Origin of the sequence: Bradyrhizobium sp. USDA 223, from assembly GCF_044909005.1 — a bacterium.
Lineage (GTDB): Bacteria > Pseudomonadota > Alphaproteobacteria > Rhizobiales > Xanthobacteraceae > Bradyrhizobium > Bradyrhizobium yuanmingense.
Genome location: NZ_JBIYDR010000001.1, coordinates 495,884 through 510,067, shown reverse-complemented (window position 1 = coordinate 510,067; position 14,184 = coordinate 495,884). Strand labels below are relative to the sequence as shown.

Genomic DNA, 14,184 nt, shown 5'->3' with positions numbered 1-14,184 from the left:
CGCCGGGGCTTCCTGCGACGCTTCGACGAGCGCCATTGGCGTGACTAAGCGCGATGCGACAGGTGATGGCGATGGCAAAGCCGGAGGGGCATCATGGCGTCCGGCAGTATAGGCAATCAGGGCTGCAAGCCCTATTAGGACAAAGACGGGTCCCCCCACATGTTCAGCATTCAAACGCATGAGGCGAGCCCGATCAAATTAAGTCGATGAACCGTACCCCGAAGCTGGCGGCAATCCCCTCAAGCGTTTCAAGCGTAGGGTTTGCTCGGCAGTTCTGGTTTCGATGAAGGGCGGCGCCACTGCCTACAGAATAATCTCGCCTTGTTCGCACACGTCGAAGCATTTGAGTACGTCCACCGGCCATGAACACGCGAAGCTTGGCGGTTTGCTGTCCTCCTCCCAGGCCGATCGATGCGGGTAGCCCTACAGCAAGGGTTAGCATCCTTACAAACCTCCGAAGTCGACACGAGCGACAAGGGTCTGCGCGTGAGCTCGATATTGGTCTCCCATCGGAGCACCTGTTGGACCGGTAATACGTCGGCCTTTCACCACGACCCCGCTCCGGCTTTTTATCTTGAGCATTGGAGGGTAGACGAAGCAGGGCATACCTCAGAATCACGAACTCAAAGGCTCGTCAGGTCGCGCCTATGGCTGTAACGACGGGAGCAGTGGCGGCCGCGTGCACGGCGTTAGCCGGACACAGCAGCGTGTCGGTCTTACTGGCGCCGCCAAGATGCTGGCGCTTTCCCAGTGGTCCCTTGGCCGCGACAGCTCGAGGATAGCATTTCGGCAGCCCCGACTACGCTCAGCCATCTGATGATGCGCGAGCCGCCGCAAGGCGGGCCTTTCCAGCCGGAATGCTGCATCCACATCGCGAGGATCCGCGCCCCCGAAAGCTCGACTTGCTGCGCAACAATTATGTGGCCCCGCGGGGCTGGCTCGAGCTACACCAGAGGGTGACCGGGGGATTGCTGAGCTAAGGCGGGGATCTGCTCGCCGCTCGCACAGAGCGGACCAGATCGGCCCCGTGCCGCCTTGGAGGTCCGCACCGAATCCGCAGCACGGGGCCGAGAGGTCCGCTGCTCAGGTCCAGCCCCGAGGCAGACCGCCCCATTATGCACGAACCCTCCGCCGATGCACCCAAATCGTCAACAAGAGGGCCTCAGAGGCCTCAGTTCCGATGTTACGCTGAAGTTCCGAATCGCCGCAGCGGGCCGCCGCTGCCGCCGCTCAATGCAGGCTTGAGCGTACCCAGATGCAGAGGATCGCTGGACACGACGAAGGTCTAGCGTCCTTAGATGCTGCAAGTCTATTGATTGCCCCTGCTGGTTGCGCTTTATCGATGCAGGCGGGGGCTTAGTCATGCGCGTCTTGAGAATAGTAATTCTGTGCTGTGCATTAGGCGCATGCGTAACGAGCGCTGAAACAGTTCAGTTTCGGCCGTCAAACTCACAACAACAGGCACTAATGCGAGATGGGCAGCCGGCCCTGGTCTCGCAGCAGAAGAGCTCGCTTGTTCTAGTCCGACCCGCCTCCGCCAGGTGCGCGCTAGCGGGCGCCCCGTTTTCGCTGTCGCGATCAACAACCTAAGCAGGATGCCTATCGATTTCCGGGTTGCACAAGTTGCGGCAAGCCAACACGTCGGCGGATCTGACTACGGCATGCAAGTTGTTACTTACGAAATGCTGGTTCAGGAGGAGAAGAACCGGCAGGTCGCAGCGGCAGCTTTCACAGGACTGGCAGCTGCCGGAAATGCCTATAGTGCGTCTCAGGCAGGATACGGACACTATACTACGCCTGGGGGACGCACCGGGACCTTCCATAGCCCAACTGCGGCAGCGATCGCTCAGAGCAATGCGACGGCTCAGAATGAGGCCATGATTGCCGCAACGATCGAGACGGGTCAGCGCAATATGGCAGTGATCGAGCAGTCGGTAATCAAAGATAATACTTTCATGCCAGGCGAATGGTACGGTGGCCAATTGCATCTTGCGCCTCCGGTGACTCCCGATGGCGGAGGGACGAAGACCTATCAGATTGTGATTTCCATTGGTCCTGATCGGCACGTGATCGAAATTGTTCAAGGGCCGACAGGAGCATAGAAGGCGCTGATGCGAGCCGTCCTGGACGGTAGCATAAGGCATCCATATCTAAGGCACGGCGATGCGCGGGGGAGCAGTACTTGTCCTAGTCGGCTTGGCGGCGTTGGCCGCCTATTCTTTGGGCCGCCAAGATCCAGTTCAGGATCGGAAAGCTAACGTACCGTCCCCACCACCGATTGCGGCGCAAGCTCCTCCCGGCACTTTGAGCCCGTGGCCTGTTGCTGCGACGTCTGCTGGTTCTGAACACCAGGATTTACGATCGTCGGTCATCAAGGTGCAGTCGGGCGCCGAGAGCCAAAAGCCGAACTCAGCGGAGCGACTATCCAAACAGGACGCAAAGCATAAGGTCGCGATGGTAATGACTGCGGCGGCCATTGCGGCAATTCTGATCCAGGCAAGCCGAAATCAGTATCACGCAACTGGAAGACCATGCGCTTGTCCGGATGACCTGATGCGCAATGGCCGCGCCTGTGGCGGACGAAGCGCCTACTCGCGGCCGGGAGGATCCGTCCCACTTTGCTATCCGACCGACGTGACCCCGGCGATGGTGGAAGCATATCGTAAGACTACCGCTTCGCGCTGAGGCCAGATGAAACACCAACACTCTGCATCGAATGTACGACGAGCCAGGCTTTCCTGTATCCCGCGTCTTGTTTGGCGACGATACTCTCTCAAAAACAAGCTAAGCCGCGGCCTCCTTGGAGGCGCACTGGTCCTTGTTGGAGGTCTTTCCTGCAGTGCCATGGAGCTGCACATCCGCCCTCTCGGCGAACTCACTCTCATAGAGCTATCTGGAGATATCGAGAAAGGCGACGCTGATCTGTTTGCCGAGAGAACCACGAAGGTTTCCAAAGCCGTCGTTGCGCTCCGCAGTGATGGTGGAAGTCTAATTGCAGGCATCGGGATGGGAGAGCTGGTTCGGTCAAAGGGCTTTGCTACCTTGGTCCCAGCAAATGCTCGTTGTGCATCCGCATGCGCGCTCGTCTGGCTTGGCGGGACCAGACGCTATATGTCGCCCGAGGCTCGAATTGGCTTCCACGCCGCCTATGACGGTAACGGCAACGAGACTGGTATCGGCAACGCCATTCTTGGGGCCTACGTTAACAAACTAGGACTGTCCTATTCTGCCGTCATCTACATCACGCAGGCCTCGCCAACCTCCATGACCTGGCTGACCGCTGAGGAGGCCAAGAAGAACGAGATCGATCTCACGCTAACGGAGCCGACTTCGACAACGTCAAGCAACAGCGAAAGTGAGAGTGCCCCCTCCGCTTCAGCGGTCACACTGCGCGATAAAGTCGGCGAATTCATAACCACGCTATTTGCTTTGTGGTCCAGCCCAAACGAGAAGGTAACCAGCATCCTTCCCCGACTGTACGGAAGCCGCGTGCTCTTTTATGGTCGTGAAGTGTCAGACAACGAGGTGCTTACGGACAAAATTAACTCGATGAATCGTTGGCCTCAACGCCTGTACAAAGTACGCCAAGGATCTCTCACGGTGCAGTGTGACGCGAGTATTGGAGGTTGTAAGGCCAATGGTATCGTAGATTGGGTGGTTCGCAGCCCGGCGAGGAACGTGCAAGGGGGCGGCTCAAGCACGTTCGAGTATATGATCGCAATGCGCGACGGGCCGTTGCGCATCGTAGCAGAGAGTGGCAACGTAATAAGCAAGCTACCGACTTCGACCCTTCGCTAACCTCTACATCGAGCATCAGCAGACTCGGAGACCTTTGCCTTGTCTGCCAGCACTTCGAAACAGGTGTTTTAGTCTTTCTTACAGATCAGTGCGGCCCTGCTGGCGTATGGAGTTGCGATTGCGAGCGCTAAGAATCCCGCAAGCGTCTGCCGTGAAAGTGCCCGGGAACGAGCACGTCTTACGTTTGATCATGACACTAGAGCTGCGCGTTTCCGAGCTGGCAGATAAAGCGGCCCCGGGAGAAACGCCGTTCTTTTGACCTATGACGACCGGGGCAACGATTGCACCATGAGGCCTGCCGGCAAATCGTTTTACGATGCATACGGCGACGGGTTCCCGATCGTCTTGGAAACATGCTTGGTTCGGTGCGCTCTACCATCCTCAGGACATTCTTGCAGGATGGACATTCATAGGACCGAATTTCGTACCGGCTGGCCACTGGTTCGCTACTGATGAACCTCCGCGGCCTGTCACACGCTGTGCACGAGTGCTGATTCCGGTCCATGGCAGACCTAGATTGAAGGTACTATAAAAAGGCCGCCCGCAATCAAGCAGCCACCGGGAACAATCAAACGCTGATCTCCACCCGCGCAGTCATCCTAACTCGAGCGCGAGCGGAGAATGGTCGGATATCCGACTCTCCCACGAAAGGCAGTCCATGTGATATCTTAGACACATGCGCGCTTACGCAAAGTCACTGACCACCACTCCGTTCCCGGATGCCTGCTTCATAGTCGTGGCAAGATGCTACGGGGTCGAACCCCCAGGGTGTTGGCGGTGTTGGCAGCACCGCGGGATTTCTGAGACCCTTGATGCTTGCTGGATGACCGGAAAACGACACAACAAGACCGAGGGAGGCTGCCAAATGCCGGCCTCGTCGAGATTAGCCGATACGAAGATTTTCGGCGCTCATCTTCCCCGAACGACCGGCCTTCAGCTCGTAGCTGACGCGCGCCCCCTCCGCGAGGCCAGTGTAGCCTGCTTTCTCTACCGCGCTGATATGCACAAAAACATCCGCTCCCTCATCTTCCGGCTGAATGAACCCATACCCCTTAGTTGGATTGAACCACTTCACAACACCCATCGCCACTGCATTATCTCCAAAAAGCTCAACGCCTTGGATTTATCGAACAGCTTCGGGGCCTTCAAGGGGCAAGCATGAGCGAGCCGCAGCACGTCCCTCACTCATGGAAATGGCTTTGACGGGGCAGCGCAACTTGCAATGGCGGAGTTGCTCCGCGGTCGTGAGCGAAGCGATGCGGATCTCAACGGGAGCAACAGAGCGTTGCGCCAGGCCATTCCGAGCGAGGCGCGATCTTGCTTATGAAGCGGCAGGTCAGAACTGCGTCAATTATTGCTCCCTGACGTTTGTCTGCGATCCTGACTTCGTTTTTCAGGGCTCCGGAAAGTTGGGGATGTCCCTGGAGCGCGATGGGCTCAATGGATTAATATCCGCGATCAGATCGGGTCAAGTGACCGACATCATTGTCGCCGACACTGCTCGGCTAGCAAGGCGCCTTGCACATGTGGCGTCGCTGATGCAACTCTGCGCCTAAAACAACGTCATTGTTCATGAGATCACAACAAGCTGCCTGTGATTGCGCTTGCGCAGGTCCATTCCTTCCAGCGTGGCGCAGTGAAGCGTTTGACTAAGTCCCGCAGCGGCTTCCGCTTAGATCGGCCGCGTTCGCATAGGCCCCCCTCAACGCCGCGGAATAGATCCGGCGGGAATCGTCTAAGAAGACGCGATCCTCGGCGGGGCAGCGGTATGGCAGAGAGATCGTTTTCATGCTCTCAGACCGACTCGCAGGCCGGAATGCACCGGCTCACGGGACCGGGGACAAACGCAAACATTAAGCGACCGCTCCGAGCGTCTGAAGACCGTTCGGTGGCGGATAAAACGAACATCCGGAACTCCTCCACATCCAAATCCGAATGGTCGGGAATTTTTCTGAATTGTCGGCGGGATGGCATAATCAGGGAACTAGCTCGCTGGTCACCGAACATCGAACCTGGCTGGGATACTCAATTTAGGTACTGTTCCAACGGAGAAGGAAGCGTCCGATGTTTTTGAATGGCTGCGGGCAAGCGCACGCTTGCGCGCCTCGATGGCGATAATATCGTTTTCGACGCGAGCTTTGAGTGCTCTAATCTGATCAGCAATGATCTCTGGCGACTTTTCTGCCTTCGCCTGGGCAGATGCCACCTCCGATTCCAACATCTTCTCAGTCGCTGTGGTATCCGGCACGCTGTACTTGAGCGGTGGGGTGCCGTCCGTAAGGGACACCCTGTCGTTGTTCACTTCGACGGGGCTCTCAGGCAACGGCAACATCTTCGCGACCGCCGCAACCGGTCCCGGCGCGGACGGCAGACGCGCAAGACTCCCTGTAAACTCCAGCCAGGAGCCCAGAATGGTGCCACAACCAAGAACCAGAACTAGGACAGCTACGGCGCCAGCGTATTTCGCGTAGTGATGTCCGCCATCGAAATACGGATAATCAGAGCGACTGACTGGCGGCCTTTTGGGGTCCACGGCGCGCGCGACTGCGACGAAAGATTCGTCACTATAGGGGACTGCCTTCAACCGCTGCTGTATTTCTCCTAGGGCTTCGCTGACGACTTCCGCGCCGTACATATTGCGGGCTTCAACCACGCTGAGCAGATCTTTCAGCAGTGCTTCCCGGCACGTGGACACACGCGCGCCGCGGTCCCAGTGCGGATCACCGTTTTCCTGCTCAGCCGCCAGACGGTCAGCGAATTCTTCTGCGCTCGTGAGCGTTACAGGCCTCATGACCTTCTAACCTCTGCCCACCCACTGAAGATCCATTTTTACCGCGTCCTCAAATATGCGCCGAGAGTCCACGTCTGACAAGTCGAGCACTCCGTGCCACCTTGTGCCGGTCAGTAGGACGCTGCCCAGGTTTCGAAAGCGTGTCGGTTCCACAATGTCCGGTACTTGGTCGTTGAGTTGGTAAATAATTCGCAAATTCAGTGGGTTGGGATGATCGAGCAAAGCCCGAATTCTGGCCCCGCGCAAGCGTTGGATTTCAGGCGGCATCCTATTGAGATTACTCAATATTTTCTTACGGCAGCGCCACCATTCCTTCGAGTTGACCGGCCGGAAGCCGTACTTGGGCCAAATCCGTCCACCTGCTGATAAACCCGCGGTCAAATAGATCAGATGAACGCCCAGCCGCCGATACATCAGCACTGCTGCCGTAAGCATCGCGGGGGTGTAGTTGAGTGCGGTACGGTCGGCGCGGTCGATGCCATGAGATATCAAGACGTCGTGGTAGGCCTGTCGACGAGGTATGTTCAGGACGCGGCGCGCCACAAAGCTTCCGCCCGCGCCCACACCATTGATCACGTACACGACAACACGTCGCGAGCCGAGAACGAGAGTTCGGACTGATCGGGCCGAACCGACCTGAGGTGCGTATTCCAGAAACTCGACCTCTCTGACCCGAACGCTCCTAGACCAGCGTCGCTGCAGTTTTCGGTCGAATGGCCGGTCCAGGACTCCCCGGGAGAACCGCCTGGCAACTGAATGCTCTGTCGCAAAGCGCACTTCGATAAAATGGCAGAGCGGCCGGACTGCGGCAAAAACTTTGGCGCGAAATGTTAAAGCCATCTTCCAGTCAGGCAAGAAAGCAGACAGCTTCACCCTGCCGCCCTGCACGCCATTACCGCGCCGCCCAACAACAATCATTTCGGTTCCCCCAAAAATCGGCCTACAATCATTGATTGCAGGTGTCAATTCAAACGTTGGGTTCAAAGGCGCCCCTTCCACATTTGCACGGGCCGCTGGTTTCGGCAGCAATTCAAGCAGAGGGGCGCGCCATTGTGAGGGGGACAATGAAAGATCCTGAGGACCGCTCGCAGCGAGCCGACTGAACCGGCCCCAGTGTTCGAAACCGATATTCAACGCGTCTTCCTGGCCGAGTACCGTGCCATACGAGGCGCGGACTTGCTTCCTGACGCGCTTAGGCTAACGCCGAGCACGCTCCAGGGGCTCACCGGGATTTCGCTCTCCGGAGGAGGCATAAGGTCCGCAAGCTTTTGTCTAGGAGTCTTGCAGGCGCTGAACGCGCACGACTCGTTTCATAGATTCGATTATATGTCGACCGTCTCTGGCGGAGGCTACATCGGAACGTCGCTAACGGTTTCGATGGGCTACGACAACGAGTTTCCATTCGGCCGCACAGGATTCGATCCAGGCGAAACTCCGGAGACGCAACACTTGCGCGACAACTCGCGCTATCTCCTCCAGGATGGGGCCATTTCGGCAATCTCCGCGTTAGCTATCTACCTTCGCGGGCTAGCGATGAACGTCGTCGTCATCTTGCCATTTCTCCTCCTCGCAGCCGGTGCGCTCGCCCTGGTTACCGACACAAAAACGCTGATGATGCCGCCTGTCTGGTCCCACATACCGGAGACGCTGAGACGAACAGGATTTCCGCTCACTATGATATCGACCGGCACCATCTTCATCGCGCTGGTCGCCTTCTCCGTCATAGTCTCACTTGCATCTATAGTGAAGGTTGAAGACCGGCGCTTTTATGCGAGAGCCTCGTCGTCGATATTCCTTCTTCTCCTGGTTTCGCTTTTTCTAGAGGGACACTTCGCCATTCTGCGAATCATGTTTGGACTGCCTTGGAACGGAGGAACGGACATTGTTCACATCTCTTCGCAAGCTGGAAACGGCCCCCTCGGAAACATCGCCGCAGTCATTGCGTTCTTTACTCCGATCGCTCTTGCGATCATGCCTTTTCTGCGCTCGATCTCGGAGAAGGCTCTTAAAGCGGTTTCAAACAGCATTGCCGAAGCACTTTCCAAGTGGACAAGCCGCATCGTTCTATTCTTTCTTGCTTTGATTATCCCGCTACTATTCTGGTTATTTGTGCTTCAACTCACGTATTGGGCCATCGGCATTTCAAATTGCACGAATGACATCAAACCCTGTCGAATGACCGCTACCGACACATGGACTGACCACACGCCTTGGCCACTTGCACCAGCATTAGCTCTGCAAAACGAGGTCACGATCGAACATGTTCGTCCGCTTGCGACGGCGTTCTACATTGCGCTAGCGCTTGCATTTTTCCTCTTCTGGCCGATACTGAATGTCAACGCTAACTCACTCCACCAACTCTATCGCGATCGCTTAGGCAGAGCCTTTCTTTTCAAGCGAAGGGCAGTCCTGGCCACGCCGCCGCGCGGCGTGATCGAGCGCTTGTTCGGAACGCGTTCAAACGATGTTCTTGAAGGTGCGGACACCACAAAATTCAGCGAAATTCCTGGCGGTAGATCACCCTATCATCTTATCAACACTGCACTTAACGTGCCCGGTTCCAAGTTCGCGAACAGGCGAGGCCGAAACGCTGACTTTTTTCTGTTCAGCAGGCTCTTTGTAGGAAGCGAAGCCACGGGATACGTAGATACACGGTCGGCAGAAAAAATCACTGACGGACTGAACATAGGAACCGCGATGGCGATATCTGGTGCGGCTGCAGCTCCGAATATGGGAGTAGCATCGCTACGTCCGCTATCGCCGACTATTGCATTTCTCAATCTGAGGCTCGGAAGATGGTTATGCCATCCCGCGGATATTTATCGTTTAGCTAAGCGAAAGGTTCGAGGTCAAACTTGGTCCGGCCGCCCCGGACCGAAGTACCTAATGCATGAGGCCTTCTTCAAGTCGGGAACAACCGTCGCTGAAGGCTCCCTCACGGACGGCAAGAGGAAAGGCTTCGTTTTTCTCACGGACGGAGGCCACATCGAAAATCTTGGAATCTATGAACTATTGCGCCGCCGATGCCGGATAATCGTCGCCGTGGACGCCGAAGCTGACGAGGACATGAGAGCTTTGTCCTTAGTTCAGCTGCAGGCATTTGCGCGCATCGATCTCGGGACCGTTATTTCCCTTGACTGGAAGCCGATCGCGGAGCGAACCCGGGCAACCTCAGCAGAACTGAGAAAGGGCAAGCGCGATCCGCAGCCCGGCCCTCACGTTGCTCTCGGGCAGATAGACTATCCACCCCCCGAAGGTAAGATGGAGAGAGAGATGGGCGTACTCATCTACATTAAGGCATCGCTTACGGGAGACGAGAATGACTATGTCACCGAATATAAGTTAGAGAATCCGTCATTCCCCCATGAGACCACATTGGAACAGCTCTTCTCGGAGAAACAATTCGAGTGTTATCGAGCACTCGGCGAGCACATCGCGCGTCGTATGATCACGGGCGAGGACGTCGTGTCGGTATCTGGCGCACTGAGACAGGAGTTGGTCGAAATTGCGCGCACTCGTTTTCCCAATTTGCGAGCGTCGCCGTAGCGCCTTCCGAACGGTATAGGATACCCTCAAACCGCGATGGAATTTGCTTGCTACGGACCTCAGATCTCTATTGAGGGCAGTACGCGGACCATCTCCTGTCCGCCCGTGAGACTTCGGGTTATCGAATCCTATTGTTCATTGCCGGCTCCAGGCGGGCCGCGTCGCGTGCTGGATGTTGGAGCTCATTTTAAAGTAGGCGTTTAGCGGTCCGAGTGTCGCAGCGACAGAGAGAACTTCTTTCTAAGAGTTACCAATTCTTCGATTCAGGGGCGTGCTTTGCCCTAATCACTGATCTTTCGAGAGAGAAGGAATTCGCAGAAGCCCCTTTTGCGAAGTGACCGAGGCAACGTCGGCGATGAAACGGCTTGCTCTGAAGCAGCTCGATGTTGTTGCCGGTCGCGATGTCTTCAAACAGCTTGGCCTAGAAGACATTTGCTTTGAAATGAAAGTCGTTGAGAAAACGGCCCCCGGAAGCGGCATCGGCACTCTGGACGCGTATTGAACAAATGAACGGGCGGTTCAACGCCTTATCGAAAAATGACTTCCAAGATGAATACCAGCGACGATTTCCGAGTCGTTACAAGAGTTAAAGCTCAAGTGGGACGATAAGTGGCGCGACCTGTGCAATGGCAAGGTTTTATTGGAGGACATGCGCAGGGCCGGGCACTTCAGGGGCGATCTGCGGATAGGGGTCGAAATGCGTTTGCGCTCGACCGATTCATATAGCGCGCTTGTTGGAATTTTGAACGACTTGCTGGCGACAACGATTTAGCCGGCTCATCGGGATACTCAACCAGTGCGCCCCATAGTTTTCCCATTTTGGAGATGTGTGAATTTTCCTAGGCCCCGGCCGCGGCTTCCATTTTGCCGAAAATTCGAATCCCCCCGTCTGCGTGCGACCTAATGCAGCCTATAGCCGTCTTACTGGAAGGCGGTCCTCAGCGCGAGGCCCAAAGGGACTTTGTATAGGCGTTCGCAATGGCGCCTGTCTCTTCTGGCCTACAAGCCTACTCCACAAGAATATCGCACTTAGGAATCACAAGGCTGCCAGTTATCCACTGCCAGTTCGCGTTCAAGAAGCGAGTCACTGCGTACACAAGGTCTTTCCTTCACCATCAGCTGGAAAGGAAGGACTGTAGAAACGAGCTTGCCATCTGCTCGCCTCGCCTCAATCGATATAGGTCTTATCGTCCTGATCGATGACGGTGTGATGTGTACTCCAAAGGCCGAGGCGTGCGCTCGGTGGTGCGTACGACCTCACGGAAGCCGGAGTGAACGAGCGGGCAAGATCTAAGGCTGATGCCCTTCGATCGCTCCGTTGCTGACGCCGAGCGTCGTCGAGCACGACAGCCACCCGCAAGTTCGAGCTAGAAGGACATATTTCCGAAGCGCGGTCAGCCGATCTGAAGTCGATCATCAGAAATCATCCGCACCTGAAGCCGACGACAATGTGCTTCTCGTCCAGAAGAACATTGAGCCGATCGCCGCGCACGTCGGCGCTGCTCGGGATGCCCGGTCCGCTCGGTCTGACGGATTTCGCGCCAGCGATGAGCCGCGCTTCCTCGGCCAATTCTGCTGAAAACGGCTTGCCTATCATGCCGCGGCACGGGTCCGGGTCGCAGGCGGTGGCCGCCTGCGCACGCACGGCCAACAGCAGCGCAACCAGCAGCGACCAGCAAATCCTTTGACTCAAGGCACACGCTCCCGCCTTCGATGCGCAATTGCGCAATCCTGTTGATACGACCGAGCAGTGCGGCTAAAGGTTGTGCATTGTCAATTTGGAATTTTTCCATGCAATTGAAAATCGGAAAGCGGTTTTTTGTTGCGGTCGCCCTCGGAACCATTTCATTCGTTCCAGGCAGTATCGCTGTCGTAGCACAGACCGGACTGCGGCCGGTCGATCCGATCACCGATCCTGGCGAATGCGTCGGGCCGGGCTGCCTCAGGGCGCACGACGCCGGGGCAGTAGCGGCGGGCGCGGCGGCACCGGCCCGCTCAGGTAGCGGCCTTGCTCCCGACATCGTGGATAGCGGCACCTGCGTTGGGCCCGGTTGCACGCGGCGCTTGAGCAGCCGGGCCGCCACGAGTGCAGCGTCGCCCGCCGGTGCTGCAGCTCCTCCGCCCCCGGTTGCGGGATCTGCCGACGGAGGCGTGAATGTGATCGTCGTCCCGGCGACCCGGCACCCTCCCGGTACGATAGGTCCCAACATCATCGTCGTGCCCGGTACGCCGGTCGGCCCTCCACCCGCCCCACCGTCTCCACGATCGGGCGTTGATCCGAATCGGCAATCTGCGTCCGCGACGACGCATGTCGTACCGCAGGGCGCGACGGCCGTGATCATCGCTGACTCGAATGTCGCAGTCTCCCAGCTTGCGCCGCCAGCGCCGGCTGCGGCGGCGATGCCGCAGCACGGAGCCGGTCCGCAGACCTTCGACAGCGGCCTGACCGACTGCGACATTCCATTCGAAGAACTGGCGACGCGCGCAAAGTCCTGCATAGCCGGCCCGACTGCCGCCGGCCGCCGCTGCGAGCAATACTCCCTTTCGCAGTTCACTGAAGTCGTGCAGATGAGCCAGTACAATAGCGCCGCCGGCCGTTGGGATGCGCTGTGCACCGGCACTCTGATTTCGCCGCAATGGGTGCTGACGGCGGCCCATTGCCTGATCGGGGACGATCCCCCGAGCACGCGAGGCGCCAATCAGGGCGCCGACCTGATGATGGGCGCGGACGAACTCGTCCAATTCCGGATCACCGCGGACAACGCCGTCACGCTGACTGCGGCTGAACGCGAGCGCAAGCTGTCGCGCGCGATCGTCTATGGCCGCTATGGCGGCTCCGCCAAGACCAACAATGTCTACTACGCCGATGACCTGGCGCTGCTGCAACTCGCCTCGCCGTACCCTGCGGACCCGGTCGAAACGGCTCGCCTGGCGAGCGCAGAAGGCTTTCTTCCTGACGCGACGATCGCAGGCTACGGTTTCTCGAACGCCGACCAGGGCACTCTCGGTCGCTTCAATCTGACCTGGCCGGTGCCACTGCAGAAAGATGCTGGCGGCCAGTACAAGTTCAAGCCTGGCCCAGGCGACCGTCATCAGAGCGCCTTTTGTCAGGGTGATTCCGGCGGGCCTGTGCTGGCAGGGCGCAATCGAGGATGTCGACGAACCGACAAGAGCAGGGAATTTCGTCCACGGTACATCCAGGGCGTCATTTCCTACAACACGCTGGTTCGTCCTGAGTTCGGCAGCCCGGAGATGCAATGGGCGCACGCCTGCATGACTGCGGAATCGATGGCTATGCAGGATGTGACGATCAAGGAGAGGCGAAACTGGATTTGCGAGCGAACCGATCTTGAAGCCGGCGGATGCTGATGCGCGAAATGACGTCTTGCGGTTGTGCTAGCACAGGGGTATATTGACGATGTTTCAACTCTAAATTTTATGAGCGTGATATGCGTCGACATCTGTTCGCGTCCATTGCGGCGCTCTCTTTGGTGTTGTTGCCGGCCTTGTCGCATTCAGAAGAAAATTCGGCGAGCAGCCTGGCGGGGAAATGGACTTATCGAAGCTTTCACAACAACCCGACGCCGGTCGCGGATGATCCGAACACGGCGGCAGAGAAGGCGCTGGCGCTGATTTTCGCCGAAGCCGTCTTCACCTTCGAGATCCCGACGAGCACCACGTTGAAGGGAGCGATCGACTGGCCGGGTGGCGGGCTCGATCTGCAAGGCACGGTCAAGCAGGATACCGCCAGTGGAGTGCCCACGGTGGAGATCGTGGGTCTCGGGCGTCCCGGCACTGGCACCGCAAATTGGGAATATGACTATCGCGGCCAGCTCAACTATCGCTGGCCGACCGGCGTCAACCAGGTGCCTGCGCTCGTCGGCAGCGTCATCCGTGCGAAGCCGCATGATGGGGCCCCAGCTGGCTATGTAGCCTCGTTCATCGCGGTGAAGCGGCCCTAGACGCAACGATCACCGGCTTCAAAGATTGCTCGCACCAGACCGATCATTCGAGGTATCGCGCCATGCCGGCCTGCCTTTCATTGCACG

Annotated in this window: 11 protein-coding genes; 7 read left to right on the top strand and 4 right to left on the bottom strand. The window is 57.7% G+C overall.

Features of this window, described 5'->3' with window-relative positions; translation table 11 throughout:
• The first annotated feature begins 1,595 nt into the window (after positions 1 to 1,595).
• A complete protein-coding gene (locus tag ABIA40_RS02110) occupies positions 1,596 to 2,102 on the top strand; it encodes a hypothetical protein (RefSeq protein ID WP_404538717.1) in 507 nt (168 codons plus the stop codon).
• 742 nt (positions 2,103 to 2,844) lie between these two features.
• On the top strand, positions 2,845 to 3,798 hold the full coding sequence (locus tag ABIA40_RS02105) for a hypothetical protein (protein ID WP_404538715.1): 954 nt from the start codon (positions 2,845 to 2,847) through the stop codon (positions 3,796 to 3,798).
• A gap of 883 nt (positions 3,799 to 4,681) precedes the next feature.
• Here the strand turns inward: ABIA40_RS02105 and ABIA40_RS02100 are convergent.
• Positions 4,682 to 4,888 carry a cold-shock protein gene (locus ABIA40_RS02100; protein WP_404538712.1) on the bottom strand — a complete coding sequence of 69 codons (207 nt, stop codon included), beginning with the start codon at positions 4,886 to 4,888 and terminating at the stop codon, positions 4,682 to 4,684.
• Between ABIA40_RS02100 and ABIA40_RS02095 the strand changes: the two genes are divergently transcribed.
• Positions 4,836 to 5,354 carry a recombinase family protein gene (locus ABIA40_RS02095; protein ID WP_404538710.1) on the top strand — a complete coding sequence of 173 codons (519 nt, stop codon included), beginning with the start codon at positions 4,836 to 4,838 and terminating at the stop codon, positions 5,352 to 5,354. The genes ABIA40_RS02100 and ABIA40_RS02095 overlap by 53 nt on opposite strands.
• A 440-nt stretch (positions 5,355 to 5,794) precedes the next feature.
• On the opposite strand, the gene ABIA40_RS02090 is transcribed toward ABIA40_RS02095, so the two are convergent.
• Positions 5,795 to 6,589, bottom strand: coding sequence for a hypothetical protein (locus ABIA40_RS02090; protein WP_370157748.1), 795 nt, complete (start codon positions 6,587 to 6,589; stop codon positions 5,795 to 5,797).
• 6 nt (positions 6,590 to 6,595) lie between these two features.
• Positions 6,596 to 7,723, bottom strand: coding sequence for a hypothetical protein (locus ABIA40_RS02085; RefSeq protein WP_404538707.1), 1,128 nt, complete (start codon positions 7,721 to 7,723; stop codon positions 6,596 to 6,598).
• Between ABIA40_RS02085 and ABIA40_RS02080 the strand changes: the two genes are divergently transcribed.
• Both ABIA40_RS02080 and ABIA40_RS02075 read left to right on the top strand, forming a co-directional pair.
• Positions 7,703 to 10,135, top strand: a complete 2,433-nt coding sequence (locus ABIA40_RS02080) for a patatin-like phospholipase family protein (protein WP_404538705.1) — start codon at positions 7,703 to 7,705, stop codon at positions 10,133 to 10,135. The genes ABIA40_RS02085 and ABIA40_RS02080 overlap by 21 nt on opposite strands.
• 334 nt (positions 10,136 to 10,469) lie before the next feature.
• Complete coding sequence (locus ABIA40_RS02075; RefSeq protein WP_404538702.1) at positions 10,470 to 10,637, top strand: hypothetical protein; 168 nt, start codon at positions 10,470 to 10,472, stop codon at positions 10,635 to 10,637.
• Positions 10,638 to 11,558: 921 nt separating this feature from the next.
• Here ABIA40_RS02075 and ABIA40_RS02070 read toward each other — a convergent pair.
• Positions 11,559 to 11,786 (bottom strand): I78 family peptidase inhibitor, encoded by a 228-nt coding sequence (locus ABIA40_RS02070; RefSeq protein ID WP_404538699.1) that lies wholly within the window; start codon positions 11,784 to 11,786, stop codon positions 11,559 to 11,561.
• 683 nt (positions 11,787 to 12,469) lie between these two features.
• Here ABIA40_RS02070 and ABIA40_RS02065 point away from each other — a divergent pair.
• Both ABIA40_RS02065 and ABIA40_RS02060 read left to right on the top strand, forming a co-directional pair.
• The gene (locus tag ABIA40_RS02065) at positions 12,470 to 13,504 is read left to right on the top strand and encodes a trypsin-like serine protease (protein ID WP_404538696.1); all 1,035 of its coding nucleotides are present in this window, start codon (positions 12,470 to 12,472) and stop codon (positions 13,502 to 13,504) included.
• Between the two features lie 80 nt (positions 13,505 to 13,584).
• Positions 13,585 to 14,097: a hypothetical protein gene (locus ABIA40_RS02060; protein ID WP_404538693.1), complete on the top strand. Its 513-nt coding sequence runs from the start codon at positions 13,585 to 13,587 to the stop codon at positions 14,095 to 14,097.
• Positions 14,098 to 14,184 lie beyond the last annotated feature (87 nt).

Bases quoted from the DNA above. Each gene is read 5' to 3' on its own strand.
- ABIA40_RS02110 (WP_404538717.1), top strand. From the start codon at position 1,596: ATGCCTATCGATTTCCGGGTTGCACAAGTTGCGGCAAGCCAACACGTC.
- ABIA40_RS02105 (WP_404538715.1), top strand. From the start codon at position 2,845: ATGGAGCTGCACATCCGCCCTCTCGGCGAACTCACTCTCATAGAGCTA.
- ABIA40_RS02095 (WP_404538710.1), top strand. From the start codon at position 4,836: ATGAACCCATACCCCTTAGTTGGATTGAACCACTTCACAACACCCATC.
- ABIA40_RS02090 (WP_370157748.1), bottom strand. From the start codon at position 6,589: ATGAGGCCTGTAACGCTCACGAGCGCAGAAGAATTCGCTGACCGTCTG.
- ABIA40_RS02060 (WP_404538693.1), top strand. From the start codon at position 13,585: ATGCGTCGACATCTGTTCGCGTCCATTGCGGCGCTCTCTTTGGTGTTG.